The sequence below is a fragment of the Pectobacterium brasiliense genome (assembly GCF_016950255.1).
Taxonomy (GTDB): domain Bacteria; phylum Pseudomonadota; class Gammaproteobacteria; order Enterobacterales; family Enterobacteriaceae; genus Pectobacterium; species Pectobacterium brasiliense.
The window spans coordinates 150,468-173,519 of the sequence record NZ_JACGFN010000003.1; the positions used below are offsets into that span (position 1 = coordinate 150,468).

Genomic DNA, 23,052 nt, shown 5'->3' on the forward strand with positions numbered 1-23,052 from the left:
TAAGCCTAGAATTTTTCCCAGTTATCCTGTGCGTTGCCGACCGGCGCGAGCGCTAAACGAGCGGGTTGGGCTTTCTTCGCCGTCGGCGCTGGGCGGACTGCTGGCGTGCCTCGCAGATGGAAATGGTTCATGAGCGTCACCAGATGAGAGGACTGTTCGCGCAGGCTGGTTGCCGCATTGGCGGATTCTTCCACCAGCGTCGCGTTCTGCTGGGTGACCTGATCGAGCTGGTTCACGGCATCATGAATTTGCGAAATACCGGATTCCTGCTCCTGCGTTGTCGTCCCGATCTCGCTGATTAAGTCTGCCACGCTGCGCGCCTGACGTACCAGCTCATCAATGGTGCTGCCGGTATCTTCAACCAGACGATTCCCCGCTTCCACTTTTTCGACGCTGGTGTTGATCAGTACCGCGATCTCTTTAGCGGCGGAGGCGGAACGCTGTGCCAGCGAGCGCACTTCTCCAGCGACCACGGCGAAGCCGCGGCCTTGCTCACCCGCGCGCGCGGCTTCGACCGCCGCATTCAGCGCCAGAATATTGGTCTGGAAGGCGATGCCATCAATGACGCTGATAATGTCGCGGATTTTGTGTGAACTGGTGGAGATCTCTTTCATCGTAATGACCATGTTGCTGATGGCATAACCGCCCTTGGTCGCTGTTTCGCTGGCCTGGCTGGCAAGTTGAGTGACGCTACGCACGGTATGGGCATTCTGACGAATCGCCTGGCTCATCTGTTCCATTGAGGCGGCCGTTTGTTGCAGGCTGGCGGCCTGTTCTTCCGTACGCTGGCTCAGGTTTTCGCTGCCTGCGGCGATTTGGCTGGAACCGGACGCGATGGCTTCGCTGCTCTGCCGCACCTGCTCGACGATATCGCCCAGGTTATGGCTCATGTGACGCATGGTGGCTAACAGGCTGCTGTGGTCGTTCGGCTTGATATTGATATCGACGGCCAGATCGCCATCGGCCACCTGCCGGGCAACGTGGGTGGCATAGAGCGGTTCGCCCCCCAGTTGGTTTTTCAGCGTGCGGGTAATTAGCCAGGCTACGACTGCGGCCATCGCGGCAGCGGCAAGCGCGAGAATCAGCATGATAACGCTGCCGGACTGCGCATCCTGCTGCGCCCCGCTGACAATCTCGTTGGTATCCTGCTGCTGCGAGGCCATCATCGCGTCCAGCACTTTAAACAGTGCGTTTTGTGCCGTCTGCATCTCATTGAGAATAATGGTGTTACCTTGCAGACGCTGCTGCGGATCGGTGGATTTCACCAATTCCATCGCTTTCAAAAAGGCCTCAAGGTAGGGCGGACGAGTGTCCTGAAACTGTTTCAGCAGCGCGCGGGTGCCTTCGGTATCCAGCTGTTGCCCCAGCTTTTTCAGGTTGGCGGTATTGCGGGCGATTTGCTCGTCGACGAACTGCTTTTCCTGTCTGATTTGTGCAGGATCGGTGCTGAGTGCCATGTTACGGATCAGACGAGCATTGGCGTCAAAGCCAGCTTTAACCTCCTGAATCAATAACATATTCGCCAACGTGGTACCGGAAAGCCGGTTGATGTCGTTACCCAGCCCAACCAGCTGGAGTCGTCCGAAGAATGCCACCATCAGGCTGATGATAATAACCAGAGAAAATCCCATACCCAGCATCTTGCCGAGTTTGATTCTGTTCAGCATATTCATAAACATCCTTAATTTTTTGACATGCTATGAAGGCATAACGGAGGGGGCTTGCTATCGTAATCGATGCAAGTAATGACAAGGCATTATAGCTATGTTTCGTATTTTCGGGATACATCGGCCACTCCCGTCCTTAAAAACATATCGATAAGAATATCTGTAATATCGGCATGAAAAGCGTTCTGTTGATCACGTAAATTACGGCGAATGGGATTTCGTATGAAATGTGTGATCTGAGAGACAAAATGCGTGCGGGTACGGCGTTGGCTAATGGGAAAAACGTGGGAAAGTGGTGCGTTAACCCCTTTAGAAGTTAACGCACCGATCAATCAAGACGCTTTATCGCTGATATACCCGTCATACTTCAAGTTGCATGTGCGTTGGCTGCGTTCAGTCACCCGAATCACTTACTCAAGTAAGCTCATCGGGATTCCTTCACTTGCCGCCTTCCTGAAACTCGAATTATTTAGGGTTTAAAAGGGGCGATATAGCGCTGATAGCGTGATTCTTTCAGCTGTTGTAGGTCGACCAGTACCAGACCGTCGATGCAGTTATTGAAATCGGGGTCGATACCGAAGTCGATAAACCGCACGCCGCCCGGCTCACACAGCTCCGAATACTGCTTGTAGAGCGTGGGGATCGCGCAACCCATGTTGCTGAGCATGCTTTTCAATCGCGTGAGATCCTGCTGGTAGTCCGTTCCTTCAAACTGTTTCAGCACGTCAGGCAGCGAGGCTGGGTAAGGGCGACGCGACGTAGCCAGCGGCTGATCGGGCGTGAAGTGCAAGCGATAAAACGCAACCAGCAAATCGCGTGCATGCGGCGGCAAAGTACCGGAAAGCGACACCGGACCGAACAGATAGCGATGTTCTGGATAGCGCGCCAGATAGGCACCAATACCCAGCCAGAGATAATCCAGCCCGCGTTTACCCCAGTATTTGGGCTGAATGAAACTGCGGCCTAGCTCAATGCCTGATGCCAGTATCGGATCCATTTCGTCGCCGTACTGGAACAGACTGTGGCTGTAGAGGCCGCTTTTCCCTTTTTCTGCGATCAAACTGGCCGTCGAGACAAAGCGATAGGCACCGACAATCTCCAGTTCGCGGTCATCCCACAGGATAAGATGCAAATAGTCATCGTCATAGCTGTCCAGATCGCGACGTTGGCCGGATCCTTCGCCCACAGCCCGGAAGGCGATTTCGCGCAGGCGTCCGAGTTCGCGCAACAGCGGCACGTAATCTTCTTCACCGCGTCGATACAGATAGACAATCTTGCCATCCGGCGTGGTACCCAGCGTTTCGCACTCTGACAGCGCGCGCTTCAGCAGCACGCGGTCTTCAGCCAGCGCAATGGGTTTTTCACCGGTAAAACAGCCGGGCTTTCCTTGCCCTAGGCGATAAACGTGACGCCGGAAACGAGCCGCCAGATCGTTAGCGTTCCATTCGCCCTGGCTCCAGGACGCATAGGGAATTCTGGCACCGATACGCAGCTTGAGGGTTTGGTCGCGCTGACCAAACATTTCTCTTACCAACAGGAGCGTGGATAGCGGGCGATAAACCATGGAAGAGAGATAAAACAGCGCGCTGTTGCGTCCGCCGATATGAATCGGAACCACGGGCGCGCGGGCTTTGCTCGCCATACGGATAAAGCCGTTGTGCCAGTGACCGTCGCGAATACCTTGCAGGCTAGCGCGTGAAACTTCGCCCGCGGGGAAGACAATGATCGCGCCGTCGCCTTCCAGATGCTGCTGGATGGCGCTGATTTGCTGGCGTTTGGTGCGGTTATTGAAGTTATCGACGGAAAAAAACAGATTTTTGAGCGGGGCGACATAAGAGAGTAGCTGGCTGGCGACGATGCGGACATCGGGCCTGACGCTGGCGACGGTACGCAGTAGCGCCAGACCGTCCAGTGAGCCAATGGGGTGGTTGGCCACCAGCACCACCGGCCCCTGACTGGGGATATTTTCTAAATCCCCTTCGACCATTTCACAATTGAAGTTGAAGTAGTCAAGAATCTGTTCGACCAGATCTAAGCCTTTTAAATGCGGATAACGCCGCGCAAATTGGTGCATTTCATTTTCAAATAGCAGAGAACGCAAAACCGTTTTCTGCCAGGGTGGCGTATGGCGATGCGGGGCAAGATCTTGCAGAATGGCGTCTAAGCTAAACATAAATCGTTCTCCGTAGCTCTCCGTGGCTAAAAGTACGGGATAGAAATGACATATTTATGTCTGTTGATAGATTATTAGCCAAAACTGTAAATCTGTGTAATGAACGCGCGATTTTTGCACGTGGGAATCTCAAAGAATGGTGTACGCACTAAGAGCCTAACGGGGTTACTGACTTGAAAACCAACCTGATTACCCGCGAGGGGTATGACAAACTGCGGGCAGAGCATGACCATCTCTGGAATGTAAAGCGCCCGGAAATTACGAAAATTGTCTCCTGGGCAGCGAGCCTTGGGGATCGCTCAGAAAATGCGGACTACACCTATAACAAGCGTTTATTGCGCCAGATCGACAGGCGTGTGCGCTACCTGAGAAAATGCCTGACGGAATTGAAAATCGTTGATTATTCGCCGCAGCAGGATGGCAGCGTATTCTTTGGTGCTTGGGTCGAGATCGAAAATGAACAAGGTGAGGTGAAGCGCTTGCGGATTGTCGGCCCCGATGAGATCTACGGCGATAATAAAGACTATATTTCAATCGATTCCCCGATGGCGCGCGCCATGCTGAAAAAAGCGGTTGATGAGGAGTTCACCGTGAATACGCCAGACGGTCCGCGTGAGTGGTTCGTCAATTCGATTGATTACGTTAAGTCATAATCGACCCGGTAGCGGCACGCAGGGGGAGCGCGCGGCAAGCTGTGCAGGCGCATTTCCCCCTTAGTGTTCTAGTGGCGCAAGAGGTTTAGTTATCTACATTTTGCGCCCGTAATAGCTGCCTGGCCTGCTCAATGACGGGTAAATCCACCATCTCCCCGTTTATCTGGAAAGCGTAGCTGTGTTCGGCGGCTTTCAGAACCTGCTTTGCCCAGTCTATTTTGCTGCGATCCGTCGCGAATGCCCGCTGAACGGCATCGATCTGCGAGGGATGAATACAGAGTTTGGCTGAGAAGCCGAGCGAGCGCGCATGTAATGCGTCAGCTAACACCCGGTCGTGATGCGTGAAGTCAGGATTGACGCAATCTATCGGTGGCGGCAAGTCGGCCAGTCTGGAGGCTAATACAATGCGGCTTCTGGCATACAGCAAGGCATACAAGGATTGATCGCAATGAATATCGAGTGAGAAATCCAATGAGCCAAATGCGACTCTTTCTACCCCTGCTGCACAAATCTCTTCTGCATGATGCAACCCCTGTGCGGTTTCAATTATCGCAATAATATTAACCGTTTCCGATCTATTACGATTTATCATTTCTCGCGCGTCATGCAGCATTTTTGCGGATTCTATTTTAGGTAAAACAATTTCCCATTTGTCTTTTTTATGTTTGGATGGAGCGTTATTTCTTAATTTTTCTTTATTATTAAGTTTATTCAGAAACTCGATGTCTTCACTGAATTCCACTGAACCAAATTTGTTTAAACGTATATATTTTTTGCAATTTATTTCAGAGACGGGCGTATCGTTTTTATCCCATTGGATAATATTTTCTCTAGCCTGATTTTTTTCATCAGGATGAACAGCATCTTCTAAATCAAATATCACGGCATCGGCACCGCAGCAGACGGCTTGTTGAAAGCGGTGGGGCGCATTACCAGGCACAAAGAGATAGGTTTTAGCGTGTTCCATGCTGCTCTCCTTCTGTTAGTTCATTGATTAAATGCGGTTTTATTAAAATGTAACGCATTAATTGCGAATAAGAATGATACCTATTTACATCGTCGTGGTTAATATGCTAGCTTTCCGTTCATTATTTTTCAATCCATCTATTACGACATTTTTATTAAATTTCGGGACGTGTTAACCCGAGATTTAACGACATCCTTTTATACGTTACTGCAATCGGTTTTTACTTGTTTTATCGGTATGAGGAGTGGTTATGAATATCAAGGTTGACGAAATTAAACACAGGGATATACATCAGGATGTAGATGATTTTCTCTCTGATTACTCAAATAAAAACGCGTTAAGGCGATTGATTCGCTGCTTTTTCGCAGAAGGAATTTTGAATAAAAATGACCTGAGGTTTATTGAGGGTAATTCCAGGGAAGCAACGCTGACTTTGCAGGGTGGCAAAGGTATATTGAAATTTGAAGATATTTCGTCATCACCGGCAAACACCTATATTAATAATGGAAATATTTATCTCATTCATTCAGATGGGACGTCTTTTCCCGTTACCAGCCACGAGCGATTGATTGATTTACTTCGCGACAGTTTCGATTTTCATCCTGACGAGAGCGGTATCAGTGGCCTGAAAAAAGACGTCGGTAACAGTATTCGTAATGATACCAACGCCCGGCGCTATCGTTGCCAATGGCGTGCTGAGGTGGCCGATGCCATGCAGCAGGACGGGCAGAACGCTTTCACGCCGTGGCTGCGTTGGCAGCTCAGCATTCGCGATGCCGCCATGTTTCTCGATCAGTGGGGATCGCTGGAAGGCCACCCTTACTACCCGACCTGGAAATCCCGCCCCGGACTGAGTGACGAAGACGTCCAGCGGCTGTCACCCGAATTTAACGCCCGCGTGCCGCTGCGTATTACCGCGCTGCGCCGCGATATGGCGTATGTCGAATCCATGCCGCACGTCGATGATTTTCATTCGTGGTTTGCTCATGCATTCCCCGCGCTCTGGCAGGACTGGAAGCAGCGCCTGAATCAACAGGGGCTGGATGAGACGCAGTGGCTCCCGCTGCCTATCCACAGCTGGCATCTGGAAAACTGGGTGAAATCCCACTATGAGGATGAAATTGCCGAAGGGATTCTGCTTACCGACGGCCCCGATCTCATCACGCTACCGGGTATGTCGTTCCGTACCGTTTTGCCCGTTGAACCTCCTTCTTCTCCTTTCATCAAACTCCCCGTCGCCATCTGGATGACTAGCGAAATGCGCAGCCTACAGGCGAAATCCATCCAAATGGGGCCACGTATCAGCACCATTATCGAAGCGATTCTGGCGCAGGAAGGCGGATTTGAGCAGCGGCTGGCGTTTTTCCGCGAAGAGACGGCGTTCCACTACAAGCACGCGGTGCATCAGGATGACGCACCGGGCAAACATCTCTCCGTCGTTTTCCGCGATGCTCGAATTTATGAACGCACCGACGGCGCCCTGCCCGTGACCGTCGCCACGCTGTTTACGGCGCTGCCTCATCGCGACCAGCCGCTGTTCACCGAGCTGGTGACGCTGTCCGGGCTTGGCCCCGAAGCGTGGTTCCGCCAATACGTCCGCGCCGTAACCCGGCCTGTTATCGCTATCTATCTGCTGTACGGCATCGGGCTGGAAGCGCATCAGCAGAACAGCCAGATCCTCTTTTCACCGGAAGGTGTCGCGCAGGGATTATTAATCCGTGATTTCGGCGACGGGCGTACCTATGCGCCGCTGCTGCGTCAGCGCGGTCACCATCTGCAACCCTACGTCTGGCCCGGCATTCTGCCCACGGTATTTGAAGACGACATCGAACCCGTGCGGATGTTTGTCGTCGACGCCTGCTTTGTCAGCCACCTGCACGAACTGGCGCTGGCGCTCAGCGCGGAATACGGCTTTGCCGATGCCCGGCTGTGGCAGGTGATGAAAGAAGAAACCGCCGCGGCGTTTGACGCAGTGAAGTCGCGCGTTGATGGCGAGCTGTGGCAGACCGAACGCGACATGTTTATGACCCAGCCCTGGTATACGCGTTCGCTGCTGCGCATGCATATCCAGGAATATCGCGACTATCGGATTCAGCACGGTCTGAGCAATCCCTTCCTCATTGAAGAGGAAGAAACCCGCATCGGATCGTGATGTATGGCGATGCTCCCGCCTCACAGGCTGAAAACGGGAGCATCTTTTTCACTCCTCATTTTGAGATGGATAACTTTGTTGATGAACGCCAGGAAGAACTTCACTCCACCTACCGGGAAGACTCGTTTTCCTATTCCCTCCGCGTTGGCCATCGCCGTAACGGCTGTGCTAAGCGGCATCGCGATACCCGCGCAGTCTGCAACGGGTGAGCGCGATGATTCCACTATCGTGGTGGAAGCTAAAGACGCGAATGCCGTGCAGGGGCTGGTCGCGGGTGGCATGTCGGCGCGGTCGTCCAGCACCGGGCTGCTGGGCAAAAAGGACGTGATGGATACGCCGTTTAACGTCAGCAACATGACCTCATCGTTTATTGAAAATAAACAGGCACAGACGCTGGGGCAGGTGGTCGCGCATGACGCATCGGTGCGGGTGAGCAGTTCTCAGGGCGGTCTGCTGGATTCCTACTACATTCGCGGTTTTCCACTCAATGAAGGAAACCTGAGCGACATCGCCATGAACGGCGTCTACGGTGTTGCGCCCAACTATCAGCTGATGACTGACTACATCGAGCGGGTGGAAGTGCTGAAAGGGCCGTCGGCGCTGCTGTATGGGCTGTCGCCTAACAGCAGCGTGGGCGGCGTGATTAACGCCGTCACCAAACGCCCGACCACCGTCGGAAATCTGACCCGCCTCACGACCAGCTGGCAGTCTGATTCCCAACTCACACAGCATGCGGATATTTCCCGCGTCTATGCGCTGGACAATAACAATCTGCTCGGCGTGCGTTTTAACGGGAATTACGGCTACGGCGACACGGTGTGGGATGGCAGCGACAAGCGTACACAGGTCGGCTCGCTTGGGCTGGATTTTTCGTCAGAACGCTTCCGCGCCACGTTGGATCTCATCACTCAGCATCTGAAAACCCGTGCGCCGTCTCGCCCTTATTCGTTCGCGCAGGGTGTGACCGTGCCCGATGCACCGGATGGCAACACTAATATTTCCCAGCCGTGGGGGTTCTGGCACTCCAAAGATCAGTCGGTGTTGCTGCATACCGAATACGATCTGGCGGATAACGTCACCTGGTTTACCGATTTAGGCGGTTCCAGCGCACACGTGAGCCGACTGTCGGAGCAGGTGCCGCAGGTCACGAATAATAATGGTGATGTGAGCAGAACGAGTAGTAATGCTTCCTATCTTGTGAATTATCGCGCCGCCGTTAGTCGTTATAATTTAGCTACGGGTATTAGAGCTGACGTGGAAACGGGCTCGGTGACACACAAACTATCAGCCCAAACCAGTTATTACCGGGATCGCCATGCAACAACAAGTGTAATTGGTCCAGACCTCAATACTAATATCTATAACCCCGTATATATGTCTCCCGTTGACATTCCCGCACCTGCAACGATAAGCAAACGTTCTTCCACTGCGCTGTCAGGTATCGCATTGGCGGATACGCTCGGCTTCTGGAACGATGCGCTGCAAGTCACGGGTGGGCTGCGCTATCAGCAGATCAAGTCGGATAACTTTGTTCCTGGTAATAGCGCGCCATCATCGTCCTACGACAAAAATGCGATCACGCCGATGGTCGGTGTGGTGGTGAAACCCTGGCAGCACGTCTCGCTCTATGCCAACTACATTGAGGGGCTGAGTAAAGGAGATATTGCGCCTGCGAATGCGAGCAATCCGGGTCAGGTGCTTGCGCCGTATAAGAGCAAGCAGTACGAAGCCGGGGTGAAAGTGGACGCGCTGGGGACGATCTCTACGCTGAGCGTCTTCCAGATCACCAAGCCGAGCGGCGCGCTGGTTAACGGGGCGGGTAGTGAGTTCGTTACCGCTAACGAGCAGCGCAATCGGGGTATCGAGCTGGATGTCGTCGGTTCACCGCTGGAGGATCTGCGCCTGACCGGTGGTTTGATGCTGCTGGATGCCGAGCTGACCAAAAGTGTGACGCCGGGGGCGCAGGGCAAGCGCGCGCCGGGGACGTCGCGTTTTCAGGCTAACGCCGGCGTGGAATATGACCTGCCGTTCCTGCGCGATCTGACGCTGAACGCCAACGTCACCCATAACGGGAAGCAAAACGTCAACACCATCAATACCCAGTCTATTCCTTCCTGGACCACCGTTGATTTTGGCGCGCGTTACAAGACGCGAATCTACAACGCGCCCACCACGTTCCGAGCTGATGTCCTGAACGCCTTTGACCGCAATTACTGGTCTGGCGTGACGTCGTTCAGCACGGTATCGCAAGGAACGCCGCGGACGCTGATGCTGTCCGTCGCGGTTGATTTCTAAGGATAGGCATTTTTCAGGAACCGAACGTTAAGGAGATAGCGATGAGCAACCTGTTTAGCTTTGCCGCAGTGTCTTCCCTCCCTGTCGCGCAGGCCCACTGGCCTGAGAGACTGACGCCTTATCTGGATAGCGAGATTGAGCAGTTTCTTTTCAACTCGCCGCAAAGGTTGTCATGGTTGGTTGAGCAGTATGGGTCGCCGCTGAATATTGTCTGGCCGCACACCGTGGCCAACAATATCGCGGCATTGCGGACGGTGTTGCAGCGTCACGACGTGGACTGCCGCCTGTACTACGGCGCAAAGGTGAATAAATCGCCGGGTCTGGTACAGGCGGCGGTGAATGCGGGCGTCGGCGTGGATGTTTCCAGCCTACAGGAACTGAAAGATGCGCTGCGGGCAGGCGGCGACGGCGCGCGGCTGTGCGCCACTGGCCCGGCCAAAACGCGTGAGTTCCTGACGGCGCTGGTTCATCATCGCGCTCTTATCGTGCTGGATTCACCGGAAGAATTCGACGAGGTGCTCGCGCTGGCGGATTTGTTGCGCGTGACGGATCCCGTGCGGGTTCTGCTGCGCTATCGCCCATCGTTCGCGCAGGCCAGTCGGTTTGGCATGCTGGCTGATGAGGTTGCAATCTGCCTGGAGGCGTTGAGCACCAGACAGGCTGTGCTTCATCTGGAAGGCTTCCATTTCCATCTCGGCGGCTATGAGCCCGATACCCGCGTGGCGGCATTCGCTGAGGTACTGCCATTACTGGAGCGGGCGCGGTCAAAGGGATTACAGCCCGCGATTATTGATATCGGCGGGGGATTGCCGATTCAATATCTTTCGGCTTCACGCTATCAGGATTATTTAGCGAAGCAGAATGCGGCGGATTACCGCCACGGTCAGGTGCCGACCTCGTTTTACCCGTATGGCGGTGAGCGTTCGGCTGTCGACTATCTTGAGGCATTCCTGTCCGCCTCAATCGGACAGAACCGCGTGGCGGACGTGCTCAAGCAGCACGGCCTGATTCTGGCGATTGAGCCGGGACGCAGCCTGGCTGACCAAAGTGCGATTACCGTGTTTCGCGTCACGCGCACGCGCCGCCAGCCGGATGGCAACCACGTTGTGTTTGTGGAAGGCAGCAGCTTCAGCGCGTGTGAGACCTGGTTTAACTCTGAGTTTTTGATTGATCCTCTGCATGTTTTTTCCGTCAAAAAAGACACGCCTCTGGTGCCGGGCAAAGCCTGGATCGCCGGACACAGCTGTCTGGACGACGATGTCATTACGAACCGATTGATTCATTTTCGAACCGTGCCGCAGTCAGGCGATTTACTGATTTACGCGAATACGGCGGGATACCAGATGGACCTGCTGGAAAACGCGTTTCATCGGCATCCGCTGCCTGCGCGCCTGTGTGCGTTCAAAGGTAAGAAAGGTGAGCTGATTTTTTCCAGTGATAACTGAATGGAGCAGAACCATGATCCTGAATAAAGTAACTGATTTGATTGGTAATACGCCCGTTATACAAATTCCGGTTCCCTATGGGGATACGCGTTTGTTTTTAAAAGTGGAGAAGAACAATCCCGGCGGAAGCATGAAGGATCGCATGGCGAGAAACATGATTGTTGCCGGACTGAAGTCAGGCAAAATCCGCCCCGGTGGCACCATTGTCGAGTCGTCATCAGGGAATACCGGTATCGGGCTGGCGCTGGCGTCAATTGAATATGGCCTGCGCTTTATCGCCGTGGTCGATCATCACGCGGCACAGGACAAAATCGCCATCATGCGCGCGCTCGGCGCGGAAATTCGCTACGTCTCCGGCGACTACGGCGAAGATGAGGTGGCGGTGGTGGAACGCCAGCGCATGGCGGCACAGCTGGCGCAGGAAATACCCGGCGCGGTGTTTATGAACCAGTCGGATAACGCGGCGAATGCAGGCGGTTATGCCGATTTTGTCCGTGAGCTGTTCAGCCAGATTGGCAAGATCGACGCATTTGTCGGCTGCGTGGGCACCGGCGGATCGATGACGGGCATTTCGCACGGCCTGAAAGTCCATAATCCAGATATCACGACCATTGCCGTTGAACCGGTGGGTTCTATCGTCTTCGGCCACCCCGGTAAGCCTTACTATCAATCCGGCACCGGTACGCCCGCGGGGGATACCGTAGGGCTGGTGTTGGATTACAGCTGCATCGACTGTGGCGAGCAGGTTTCGGATGCGCAGGCGTTTGAAACGGCACGCTATATCGCACGGCACTACGGTTTGCTGGTCGGCGGTTCGACGGGCGGGGTGATCTATAAAGCGCTGGAGCTGATCTATCAGGATCGCATCGGCGGCAACGTCGTGCTGGCGATTGCCGATGGCGGGGAGAAATATCTGCACACGGTGTTTAACGAAGAGTGGCTCGCGGCGCGTAACCTGATCGATAGCGGCGTGTGGCACGATCTGGATCGCTGGCTGGGCAATGCGATTTCTCTGGAGCAGGCAAGCTAAGGAGTCAAGGATGATCGAAACGCTAAGCGGGCAGCCGCTTAACGTGGTGATTTGCGGGGCCGGCAAGACCGGCCATCTCGCCACGGTGCTGTTTAAACAACTGCCAGACGTCAAGGTGACGCTGCTGGGCAGCCATCCTCGTCTGCCGGAAGCCTATCAGCAGCACGGTAAACGGCTACACGCGTTGCTGCCGGATGGCGAGACGCTGACGGCCACGCCGGACTGCGTGACCTGCGACCCGGCGGAAGCCTGCCGCGATGCGGACGTCGTTATCATCACCGTTCCCGCCAACTTCCGCGCCGATCTTCTGGCGCGGATTGTTCCCCATCTTCCCCGCGATAAACCGGTTTATGTCGGCGCAATTCCCGGTTTTTGCGGCTTTGACTGGCTGGCCGAACGTGAGCTGGCCGCGCGCGCCCAAACGCGGTGATTTGGGGCATGAAGGACGTCGCGCACATTGCGTTTGATTTGCTGCCGGGCCAGTCGATCAAAATGGGCGGCGAAAAGGCCACGCTGTATGTCGCCACGCATCGGCGCGAAACGGCTGCGAGCCAGCAGGCGCTGATGGCGCTGCTGCAACGGCTCTATTCTGCGCCGGTGGTGCTATTGCCAGATTATCTGGAGATCACGCTGACGCCGGGTAACCCGATTATGCATAGCGCGGTGATTTACGGCCTGATCGGTCCTTACGGGCAGTGGCATGCCCGACCGCTCTCGCAGCCGCTATGCTGGTGGAATGATTGCCCGGAACTCGGTGCCTATTATCTGGAACGCATGGACGAGGAGAACCAGCGGCTGTGTGCAGCGCTGGAGACGCGGCTTGGTGTGCGACTGGACTCGGTGCTGCCGCTCAAGCAGGAGATTATCGATGCCTATGGCGATCAGATTGCCGATGCGCACACGATGCTTTCCGTGCTGCGCACCAATCAGGCTTATCACGGCATCGGTCTGCCGCTGCGAAAACATGACGCTGGTGGGTACGTGTTTGATACTCAGCATCGGGTGTTTCAGGAGGATATTGCCTACGGCCTGAGCCTGCTGGTGACGATTGCGGAGAACCTGGCCGTTAGCGTGCCGTACATTGAGGAAGTCTACCGGTGGTGCAGTGATTACATGGGAACCTCGACGCAGGATCGTCCCGACTATTTCCCGCCGCACTGGCTGACGGATGAGATGAGTTGACGTGATGACCGTAGCGGAAATGAGGCCGGGTGACGCCGTGAAATCAGAAGGAGCTGACGCATGCGCTTGAGCGGACAGGTCGCGTTCATCATCCACTTTATGTTTGTCGTACAGCTAGTGGCGATGGGGGCGATGGAGATGAGCGGGCCGTTTTGGCCGCTGCATCTGGAAAGTATGTCATCGGGTGCGGAACTGAGTATCGCGGGGATTGCCGTGTACGTCGGGCCGATGCTGGGCATTATGCTGACCAGCGCCTTCTGGGGAAGGATGGGCGATCGGCTGGGCAACAAAGCCATGATGATCCGCGCGTTGTTTGGGCTGGCGTTAACCCAGCTCGGGCTGGCGTGGGCAAACGACATCTGGACGATAGTCGCGCTGCGTTTTATTCAGGGAGCCTGTGCGGGCTATATTGCGCCCGCGCAGGCGTATGGCGTCGCGGTGGTCAGTCCGCTACAGCGCACGCGGCTGTTTGCCTGGCTTCAGGTCTCTACCAACGTAGGATCGCTGCTGGGAGCGATTGTCGGCGGGCTGATCCTCGATTACCTGAACTTCTTCTGGATCAACCTGAGTGCGGCGATCCTCTGCGCGCTGTGCGGCATCACCGTGGCGCTCTTCCTACCGCATGTTGCCCCCGATGTCCCTGCGGCTCCGCCTGCGGATGCGCAGGCGAAAGCCCTTCCCCGCAGGCGGCTCTGGGCGCTGTCGCCGATTCCCGGTCTGCTGCTGATTTCTGGCCTACTGCTGACCAGCCGTATGATCCCGCAAACGCCGTTTTCCCTCTATCTGGACGGCTTCTTTCAGGTGGATAAGTGGGTTATCGGGCTGTGTTATGGCTTGCAGGCGACCGGCGTGATTGTCTCTGCATCGCTGTGGGCGCGCTATTTTGAAAATCTCTCGCTGTCGCAGACGCTGAGCCGCCTGTGTGTGGTCATGCTGGCCTGCGCCATCGTGACGTTGACGGCCGCTACGATCCTGAATATTGCGATTTTCATCCCGCTGTACTTCCTGTGGGGCGTGCTGTTGGGGGCGACGACGCCCGTGCTGATGGCGCTGATTTCCCGAGCGGCTGGGGCCGGACAGCAGGGGTACATACTCGGCGTGGCGCAAAGCGTCAGCCAGTTTGCCTCGATTCTGGGCATTTCTTTGGGCGGATTGGTTCTCTACTCCCCCGGATTACGTTCGCTGTTCTTCTGCGTTGGTGCCGCGTATCTGGTGACCTTCCTGGTCGCGCTGATGCTGCTACGACGCCTGCGGATACAGGCGGAAAAACATGACTCTCTCTCGACGAAGGGAAATATCGAAAATGTGTAATCGTTGGACGCGGCAATATTGCCGTCGGTTATTGCTGAGCGCGCTGTTGATGATAGGCCTGTCGCCGCTGGCGGGGCAGGCTGAGCAAACCGCGCAAACCTCAACCATCATCAAGGACGTGTTGGGGCGCGAGGTGAGAGTCAAGACGCCGGTGCAGCGTGTCATGCTGGGGGAGGGGCGTCAGCTTTATCTGGTTGCGATGCTCGACAGGGAAGACCCGGCGAAAAGGATTGTTGCCTGGAAGCGCGATCTGATTCAGTCCGATCCGGCCACGTGGCACCAGTATCGTGACCGCTTCCCTCAACTGGCAAAAATCCCGACGTTTGACGGCACGGAAAAGGGAACGTTTGACGTGGAGCAGGCGGTGTCGCTCAAGCCGGACGTCATCATTATGAACATTGAGGCACAGCGGTCGATTGTCGATGCGGGTTATGACCGGATACTGGACAGCGTCGGCATTCCGATTGTGTATGTCGATTTTCGCTATCACCCGCTGGAAAACACGGCGCCTACCATGCGTCTATTCGGCAAGCTGTTTAATCAGGAAGCTCGTGCCGAAGCCTTTCTCGCATTCCGTGAGGCACAGCTAAAACGCGTTTCCGATGTGCTGGCGGCTAAAAAACCGCGTTCCCCACGCGTTTTTATTGAGCGACTGGGTGGCTATACCGATGAATGTTGCCTGACGTTCGGCCCGGATAACTTCGGTAAATTCGTGCAATTGGCCGGTGGCGATAACGTTGCGGCGAAGAATGCGCCGAGCACCTTTATGCAGATGCACCCTGAACAGGTGATTGTGGAAAACCCGGAAATTGTAGTGATCACCAGCGGTAATTTTGAGGCCTTCGTGCCCGGCGGACGCTGGATTGGTCTGGGGCCGGGGCAGGATGTGACGGAAGGGCGCAAGCGGCTTGAATGGTTTTTGGGACGTCCGGCCTACACCAACAGCATCGCCAAGCAGCAGCGTGCATTTCATGCCATCTGGCATCAGTTTTACAATGGCCCGTATGACTTTATCGCCATTCAGCAACTGGCCGAGTGGTTCCACCCAGACTTATTTCGCGATCTCAACGCGGATGACACCTTCCGCCAGCTTCACCAGCAGTTCTTGCCGGTTGATTACCAGCCGGGCTATTTCGTCAGTCTTACACAGTAAGTCACTCACCGTCGGCTCCGGTGCACTGGCCGGAGCTATAAGAGATTGTTTATGTCAGGAGGTTGAGCGTGTTTGAAAGTATGACCTACCAGATTGCTCTTACGCCCGTGCAGTTCCTGCTTCCCTCTGAAAATGTCGATATGTCGAACGTGGAATGTCTGATGGAGGATATTTGCCGCTGTGGCTGCTGGACGACACCCGTACCCATAGAGAAAGAAACCGGGATTATTATGGACGGCAATCACCGATTACGCGCGGCTAGCGAGCTGGGATTAAAGCACATCCCTTGTGCGCTGCTTGATTATGACGATCCTCGTGTGTCCGTTTACCATTGGAAGACCGGGAAGCCTTTTTGCAAGAATCTGATTATGCAGACGATTGTGGCGGAAAAGAGTCTATTTCCCTATAAGACGACGCGTCATTTTTTCCAGCCTGCGCTGCCGTCGGTGCGTGTTGTGCTGGATGAACTTATGCGCTAATCATCGCGATGCGTCAACCGCTTCACGTTGTCGTTCTGAATTCAGTCGGCAACGTCCTTTCTCTTCGCTTTTCTCCTGCTTTTGCCGCTACCGTGCCTTTTTATTGGTAGCGGCGTTACTATAATCATCGTGAGCGATAATCTTCCTTAATCAGGATTGTCATAAACGACACGCTTTGCTAGCTGTAACCTGCGTAAACGCCGATTATTTTATGACTGACAGCACAGGAAATGATTGATTACACGAATTTTAATATGCTTTGTAACAATTTTGCCTAGAATGTATACCAGAAACGACTGTCAGTAATTCGTGTGTTTCTGAACAATAGCAGTGTCGGCGCTATTACGCCTTTGGAGAAAGAGAATGCAAGAAAACTATAAAATTCTGGTTGTAGATGACGACATGCGGTTGCGTGCGCTGTTAGAGCGTTATCTGACTGAGCAGGGTTTTCAGGTACGTAGCGTAGCCAATGCTGAACAGATGGACCGTTTACTAACCCGTGAATCCTTTCACCTCATGGTACTGGACCTGATGCTGCCGGGCGAAGATGGGTTGTCCATTTGCCGTCGTTTGCGTAGCCAGAGTAACCCGATGCCGATCATTATGGTAACGGCGAAAGGGGAAGAAGTAGACCGCATCGTCGGGCTGGAAATCGGCGCGGACGACTATATTCCTAAACCTTTCAATCCGCGTGAATTGCTGGCTCGCATCCGTGCGGTGCTGCGTCGTCAGGCGAACGAACTGCCGGGCGCGCCGTCGCAGGAAGAAGCCATTATCGCGTTTGGCAAATTCAAGCTGAATTTGGGCACGCGCGAAATGTTCCGCGATGATGAACCGATGCCGTTGACCAGCGGCGAGTTTGCCGTGCTTAAGGCGCTGGTTAGCCACCCACGTGAACCGCTGTCCCGCGATAAGCTGATGAACCTGGCCCGCGGTCGTGAATACAGCGCGATGGAGCGTTCCATCGACGTACAAATTTCTCGTCTGCGCCGCATGGTGGAAGAGGATCCGGCGCACCCGCGCTATATCCAGACCGTGTGGGGTCTTGGCTACGTGTTTGTCCCGGACGGCAGTAAGGCATGATGCAATGGCGTTTTTCTCCGCGCAGCTCATTTGCACGGACGTTGCTACTGATTGTCACGTTATTGTTTGTCAGTTTGGTCACCACCTATCTGGTGGTGCTCAACTTCGCGATTCTGCCGAGTTTGCAGCAGTTCAATAAAGTGCTGGCATACGAAGTAAGAATGCTGATGACGGACAGTCTGCAACTGGAAGATGGCTCCACGCTTGAGGTGCCGCCTGCGTTCCGGCGTGAGATTTACCGCGAATTGGGTATATCGCTGTACACCAATGCGGCGGCGGAGGAAAGCGGCCTGCGTTGGGCCCAACACTACAAGTTTCTGAGTGACCAGATGGCGCAACAGCTGGGCGGCCCGACGGATGTGCGGGTTGAAGTCAGCAAGAATACGCCGGTGGTGTGGCTGAAAACCTGGCTGTCACCGGATATCTGGGTGCGCGTTCCCCTCACCGAAATTCATCAGGGCGATTTCTCGCCGCTCTTCCGCTATACGCTGGCGATAATGCTGCTGGTGATTGGCGGCGCGTGGCTATTTATTCGGGTGCAGAACCGACCCTTGGTTGAGTTGGAGCATGCGGCTTTGCAGGTCGGTAAAGGCATTATTCCGCCGCCGCTGCGTGAGTATGGTGCTTCTGAAGTGCGTTCCGTGACGCGTGCCTTTAACCAGATGGCCTCCGGCGTGAAGCTGCTGGCCGATGACCGCACGTTGCTGATGGCGGGCGTCAGTCACGATCTGCGTACGCCGCTGACGCGAATTCGTCTGGCGACCGAAATGATGGGCAAGGAAGATGACTATCTGGCGGAGTCGATCAATAAGGACATTGAAGAGTGTAATGCGATTATTGAGCAGTTCCTCGACTACCTGCGTACCGGTCAGGAAATGCAGACGGAAGTGGCCGACCTGAACGCCATTATGGGCGAAGTGGTGGCATCGGAAAGCGGTTATGAACGCCAGATCGACAGCGATTTTGCTACCGGCGAACTGCTGGTGCGCATCAGCTCCCTTTCGATCAAACGCGCGGCGCTGAATCTGGTTGTGAATGCGGCACGTTACGGGAACGGCTGGATAAAAGTCAGTACTGGACGTGAACTACAGCGCGTCTGGTTTCAGGTAGAAGACGACGGAGAAGGCATCGCGCCCGATCAGTTACAGCACCTGTTCCAGCCGTTTGTGCGTGGCGATAGCGCGCGAACCACTAGCGGTACAGGGCTGGGGCTGGCGATTGTGCAGCGTATTATCGATGCGCACAATGGCGTGCTGGATGTCGGCAGAAGCGAACGCGGTGGGCTCTGCGTCCGCGCGTATCTGCCGCTGCTCTCGGACGTCGCGGTAGCAGATGCGGGTGTCGCAAAAGAGTCATAAGCAATTTTGGGCAGCACTGGCATGAATAAGAAAGGCGCGGATTCCGCGCCTTTTTCGTAATGGTTTTCTTACCTGTCGTTACCGCTTCGGTCCTGCTTTCACCAGCGCTGCGCCTGCCGGTGCATCGGTGTACTTATCGAAGTTGGTGATAAAGCGCTGTGCCAAATCGTCCGCTTTTTCCTGCCATTGTTCGACGTTGGCATAGGTATCACGTGGGTCGAGAATGTCAGGATTGACGCCGGGTAGCGAGGTCGGAATCGCCAAATCGAAGACAGGCAGCGTCTGCATTTCTGCATCATCAATACTGCCGTTCAGAATGGCGTCAATAATCCCGCGCGTATCCTTAATGGAGATACGTTTGCCGCTGCCGTTCCAGCCCGTGTTCACCAGATAGGCCTGTGCGCCAGCCGCCTTCATGCGTTTCACCAGCACTTCAGCGTACTGCGTCGGGTGCAGCATCAGGAAGGCTGCACCGAAGCAGGCGGAGAAGGTCGGTGTCGGTTCCGTTACGCCCGCGCTCGGTTCCTGCCAGTTTGGCGGTAAAGCCGGACAGGAAGTGATACTGCGTTTGATCGGACGTCAGGCGGGAAACCGGTGGCAACACGCCGAACGCATCCGCCGTCAGGAAGATCACTTTCGTTGCATGGCCCGCTTTGGAGACCGGTTTAACGATATTCTGAATGTGGTAGATCGGATAAGAGACGCGGGTGTTCTCGGTTTTGGAGCCGTCGTTGAAGTCCACGGTGCCGTCTGCCAACACGGTGACGTTCTCCAGCAGCGCATCGCGTTTGATGGCACCGTAGATATCCGGCTCTGCTTCCTTAGACAGCTTGATGGTTTTGGCATAGCAGCCGCCTTCAAAGTTGAAGACGCCATCGTCGTCCCAGCCGTGTTCGTCATCGCCAATCAGCTGGCGTTTCGGATCGGTGGACAGCGTGGTTTTACCCGTACCGGACAGGCCAAAGAAGACCGCTACATCACCTTTTTCACCGACGTTTGCCGAACAGTGCATGGACGCGATGCCTTTCAGCGGCAGCAGGTAGTTCATGATGGAGAACATCCCTTTCTTCATTTCGCCGCCGTACCAGGTGCCGCCAATCAGCTGGATGCGTTCTGTCAGGTTGAACGCGACAAAGTTCTCGGAGTTCAGCCCCTGTTCCTGCCAGTTTGGGTTGGTGCATTTTGCGCCGTTCATCACGATGAAGTCCGGCTCAAAGCCTTCCAGTTCTTCATCGCTCGGGCGGATAAACATGTTTTTGACGAAATGTGCCTGCCACGCTACTTCCGTGACGAAACGTACGCTGAGACGGCTGTCTGGGTTAGCACCGCAGAAGGCATCGATGATGAACAACCGTTTGCCGGACAGCTGTGTCGTGACCAGTTGCTTCAGGTGCGTCCAGGTTTCCTGGCTCAATGGGTGGTTATCGTTCTTACCTTTGCCTTGATCGGACCACCACACGGTGTCGCGGGTGATGTCATCGCGCACGATGTATTTGTCTTTCGGGGAACGGCCGGTAAAGATGCCGGTATCGACGGCTACCGCACCCAGTTGGGTTTCGATGCCGCGTTCATAGCCTTGTAGGGTAGGGGAGCGTTCTTCTTCAAAAAGCAGTTCATAGCTGGGATTGTAGACAATATCGCGGACATCGTGGATTCCATAAGCCGTCAGGGCTTGCGGGGTAATACCGTTGATCAGCATGTTGCTACTCCTCAAGTTATAGTCGTACTACTAAACATTGTAGGGAGTGAGCTTATTTTAACCGCGATAACAATCATAAAATTAAATAAATTCATTAATAACTTTGCTTATTTAGGGTGATTGAAAAATAATCACGTCGGTTTACAGATGGGAAAATAAGCAAAATAAAACGGGTACTGTCGTACCCGTTAAAAAGATTAATGCAACAGATTTCCTGATGAATCCTGCCGTATGGCGCGGATGTCCAGCGAATTAAACAGGTAGTGCGTACCGCAATAATCACAGTGCATATCGATTTCACCGTCCTGCTCGATCATCTCATTCACTTCCTGATCGGACAGCGTCATTAATGCATCTGCGCAACGATCGCGCGAACAGTGGCAGCGGAACTCGACATCCTGCGGCTCATACACGGTGACTTCTTCCTGATGATAAAGGCGGTACAGCACCTCAGTGGCAGGCAGGGTAAACAGCTCGTCAGCTTTGACCGTCGTGGTGAGCTGTGCCAGATGATCAAAATCATTACGATCGGCATCCTGTGCAGGCAATACCTGGAGCAGCATGCCTGCGGCTGCCTGCTTCCCGTCGTGTTGACCGGTACGGATAAACAGCCGTGTCGGCAACTGTTCGGACTGCTGGAAATAGCTCTCCAGACATTCGGCTACGGTTTCACCTTCTAAACCGACGACGCCCTGATAGCGTTCGCCGTCAGTCGGCGTAATGGTAATGACCAGATAGCCATTGCCGACCATTTCTTTCAGCGAACTCCCCGGAGCGATATCCCCTTGCAGACGGGCAACGCCGCGCATCTGCTGCTGGTGATTACCGTTAATCACCGCCAGTTTCAGTGGGCCATCGCCCTGAAGCTGAACGGTAATATCGCCGCTGAATTTCAGCGTGGCCGTTAACAGGCTGGTGGCAACCAGCATTTCGCCTAGCAGCGTTTGTACCGCAGCTGGATAGTCGTGGTTGGTCAAAATACGTTGATACGTTTCGTTAACTGTCACCAACTCGCCACGAACGGCATAATTTTCAAACAGATAACGATGTAGTTGGTCATGAGCCATAATATTTTCTCGTCGTTGTGCGGAGATGAGTAGTGCGGCGATGAGTGGTGCGGCAATCGCTGGGTCTTCTCTCTATTGTCAGCAGTTTGATGACCAACAAATGAAGAGCGGAGCGTTATTCCTGATCGCTGTATTTAAATTTAATCAGATCGCGTCGCTCTTTTTTATCAGGGCGGCGATCGGGGTGTGGCATCGTCAGCGCATTCATTTTCCGCGCCTGTGCCAGCTTTTCTCGTTTCTCAATGCTTGCGGCTGTTTCCTGATACAGCGCCTGCGCCTCTGTCGCGCTTCTGCGCTGGCCGCTGACGGCTAAAATGACTACGGTGCGTTCATCATTGCCCTGACGCAGTTTGATCTCGGCATTCAGTTCGACCTGTTTGCTCGGCTTACCGCGTTGCCCGTTATAGTGCACTTTGCCGCCGTCGATCATTTCGCGAGCTATCGCCCGGGTTTTATAGAAACGGGCGGCCCAAAGCCATTTGTCCAGACGAACGGCGTCGTCGGCCTGCTCGGTAGCTTTCACCATAAATCCCCCTGATTACCCTAATGCCGATCGTTTAAGGATCGCGTTACTGGGGGCGACCACGGCGCGAGGCATCCCTGCGGGAAGCTCATCACCGTGTTTCCCCCTCAGGCCGCCTGCATTACTCTGCGTTAACGGAGTGACGCAGAGCGGGTAGCAGCGCAAGGTAGTCGTTCATTGACGGATGTTGCAGGAATGCCTTTTCCTGCTGGCCGGAATCGGGATTACGCACGCCCAGACAGTAATGAATACCGAATGTTTTCGCGGCATCCAGAATCGGTTCGCTGTCATCCACGAATAACGTTCTGGCGGGGTTGAAGCCAGTCTGCTGCTGTACGGCCTGCCACAAACGCTGATTCTCTTTCGGATACCCATAAGTATGGGTGGAAAGTAATAAATCAAGGTGCTGATCCAGCCCGGTGTGTTCGATTTTTACCGCCAGACTGTGTGGATGGGCGTTGGTCAGCAGAATCGTCTTTTTACCGCATTCGCGTAGCGCCGCTAAAAATGGCGTCGTGTCATCGCGCAATCGGGCTCGCGTACCGATATCCGTCGTCATTTGATAGATATCCAGATCGAGACGTTCTGACCAATAATCGAAACAGTACCAGTTTAGCGTGTGTTGAACGGCCTGGTATTCGTGTTCGATAAGCTGGTGCGCCTGTTCAAGGCTGATGCGACGTTTTTCACTGAGCGACTGTGGTACCAGTTGAAGCCAGAAATAGCTGTCAAACGCCAGATCGAGCAGCGTGCCATCCATATCCAGTATCACGGTGTCGATGTCGTGCCAGTTAACGTGGGGATTCATAACGACT

Annotated in this window: 16 protein-coding genes and 2 pseudogenes; 11 read left to right on the top strand and 7 right to left on the bottom strand. The window is 54.5% G+C overall.

Annotated elements, in window-relative coordinates; genetic code table 11:
- Nucleotides 1-5: 5 nt before the first annotated feature.
- Nucleotides 6-1,673: a methyl-accepting chemotaxis protein gene (locus H4F65_RS19960; protein WP_010277748.1), complete on the bottom strand. Its 1,668-nt coding sequence runs from the start codon at nt 1,671-1,673 to the stop codon at nt 6-8.
- A gap of 463 nt (nt 1,674-2,136) precedes the next feature.
- Nucleotides 2,137-3,840, bottom strand: a complete 1,704-nt coding sequence (gene olsF, locus H4F65_RS19965; protein WP_039320287.1) for a bifunctional ornithine lipid synthase OlsF — start codon at nt 3,838-3,840, stop codon at nt 2,137-2,139.
- 173 nt (nt 3,841-4,013) lie between these two features.
- On the opposite strand from olsF, the gene greB reads away from it, so the two are divergent.
- Complete coding sequence (gene greB, locus H4F65_RS19970) at nt 4,014-4,493, top strand: transcription elongation factor GreB (protein ID WP_010277745.1); 480 nt, start codon at nt 4,014-4,016, stop codon at nt 4,491-4,493.
- A gap of 85 nt (nt 4,494-4,578) precedes the next feature.
- Here the strand turns inward: greB and H4F65_RS19975 are convergent, their stop codons facing one another.
- On the bottom strand, nt 4,579-5,460 hold the full coding sequence (locus H4F65_RS19975) for an HpcH/HpaI aldolase/citrate lyase family protein (RefSeq protein WP_010277743.1): 882 nt from the start codon (nt 5,458-5,460) through the stop codon (nt 4,579-4,581).
- A gap of 250 nt (nt 5,461-5,710) precedes the next feature.
- Here H4F65_RS19975 and H4F65_RS19980 point away from each other — a divergent pair, with 250 nt between their 5' ends.
- The 10 genes and pseudogenes from H4F65_RS19980 to envZ all read left to right on the top strand — a co-directional run bounded on the left by H4F65_RS19980 (nt 5,711) and on the right by envZ (nt 18,948).
- A complete protein-coding gene (locus H4F65_RS19980) occupies nt 5,711-7,612 on the top strand; it encodes an IucA/IucC family protein (protein ID WP_010277740.1) in 1,902 nt (633 codons plus the stop codon).
- An 81-nt stretch (nt 7,613-7,693) separates the two neighbouring features.
- A complete protein-coding gene (locus H4F65_RS19985) occupies nt 7,694-9,907 on the top strand; it encodes a TonB-dependent receptor (protein ID WP_039320290.1) in 2,214 nt (737 codons plus the stop codon).
- A gap of 41 nt (nt 9,908-9,948) precedes the next feature.
- Entirely contained in the window at nt 9,949-11,352 is a 1,404-nt protein-coding gene (locus H4F65_RS19990; protein WP_010277729.1) for a Y4yA family PLP-dependent enzyme, read from the top strand.
- 13 nt (nt 11,353-11,365) lie between these two features.
- Nucleotides 11,366-12,382 (top strand): PLP-dependent cysteine synthase family protein, encoded by a 1,017-nt coding sequence (locus H4F65_RS19995; RefSeq protein WP_010277727.1) that lies wholly within the window; start codon nt 11,366-11,368, stop codon nt 12,380-12,382.
- 10 nt (nt 12,383-12,392) lie between these two features.
- Nucleotides 12,393-13,564 (top strand): annotated as a pseudogene (locus H4F65_RS20000) (NAD/NADP octopine/nopaline dehydrogenase family protein).
- Between the two features lie 60 nt (nt 13,565-13,624).
- The gene (locus tag H4F65_RS20005) at nt 13,625-14,875 is read left to right on the top strand and encodes an MFS transporter (RefSeq protein ID WP_010277723.1); all 1,251 of its coding nucleotides are present in this window, start codon (nt 13,625-13,627) and stop codon (nt 14,873-14,875) included.
- On the top strand, nt 14,868-16,028 hold the full coding sequence (locus H4F65_RS20010; protein ID WP_010277721.1) for an ABC transporter substrate-binding protein: 1,161 nt from the start codon (nt 14,868-14,870) through the stop codon (nt 16,026-16,028). The genes H4F65_RS20005 and H4F65_RS20010 overlap by 8 nt, the downstream gene beginning before the upstream one ends.
- A gap of 68 nt (nt 16,029-16,096) precedes the next feature.
- Entirely contained in the window at nt 16,097-16,507 is a 411-nt protein-coding gene (locus H4F65_RS20015) for a ParB N-terminal domain-containing protein (RefSeq protein WP_010277720.1), read from the top strand.
- 363 nt (nt 16,508-16,870) lie between these two features.
- The gene (gene ompR, locus H4F65_RS20020; RefSeq protein WP_005969424.1) at nt 16,871-17,590 is read left to right on the top strand and encodes an osmolarity response regulator transcription factor OmpR; all 720 of its coding nucleotides are present in this window, start codon (nt 16,871-16,873) and stop codon (nt 17,588-17,590) included.
- On the top strand, nt 17,587-18,948 hold the full coding sequence (gene envZ / locus H4F65_RS20025; protein WP_010277715.1) for a two-component system sensor histidine kinase EnvZ: 1,362 nt from the start codon (nt 17,587-17,589) through the stop codon (nt 18,946-18,948). The genes ompR and envZ overlap by 4 nt, the downstream gene beginning before the upstream one ends.
- A gap of 78 nt (nt 18,949-19,026) precedes the next feature.
- Here envZ and pckA read toward each other — a convergent pair.
- From pckA to yrfG, 4 genes and pseudogenes are all read right to left on the bottom strand, one after another.
- Nucleotides 19,027-20,647: pseudogene (gene pckA / locus H4F65_RS20030) on the bottom strand (phosphoenolpyruvate carboxykinase (ATP)).
- Nucleotides 20,648-20,844: 197 nt separating this feature from the next.
- Nucleotides 20,845-21,714 (bottom strand): Hsp33 family molecular chaperone HslO, encoded by an 870-nt coding sequence (gene hslO, locus H4F65_RS20035; protein ID WP_010277708.1) that lies wholly within the window; start codon nt 21,712-21,714, stop codon nt 20,845-20,847.
- A gap of 115 nt (nt 21,715-21,829) precedes the next feature.
- Nucleotides 21,830-22,240 carry a ribosome-associated heat shock protein Hsp15 gene (hslR, locus tag H4F65_RS20040; protein ID WP_010277707.1) on the bottom strand — a complete coding sequence of 137 codons (411 nt, stop codon included), beginning with the start codon at nt 22,238-22,240 and terminating at the stop codon, nt 21,830-21,832.
- A 118-nt stretch (nt 22,241-22,358) separates the two neighbouring features.
- The gene (yrfG, locus tag H4F65_RS20045; protein WP_010277704.1) at nt 22,359-23,045 is read right to left on the bottom strand and encodes a GMP/IMP nucleotidase; all 687 of its coding nucleotides are present in this window, start codon (nt 23,043-23,045) and stop codon (nt 22,359-22,361) included.
- Between the last annotated feature and the right edge of the window lie 7 nt (nt 23,046-23,052).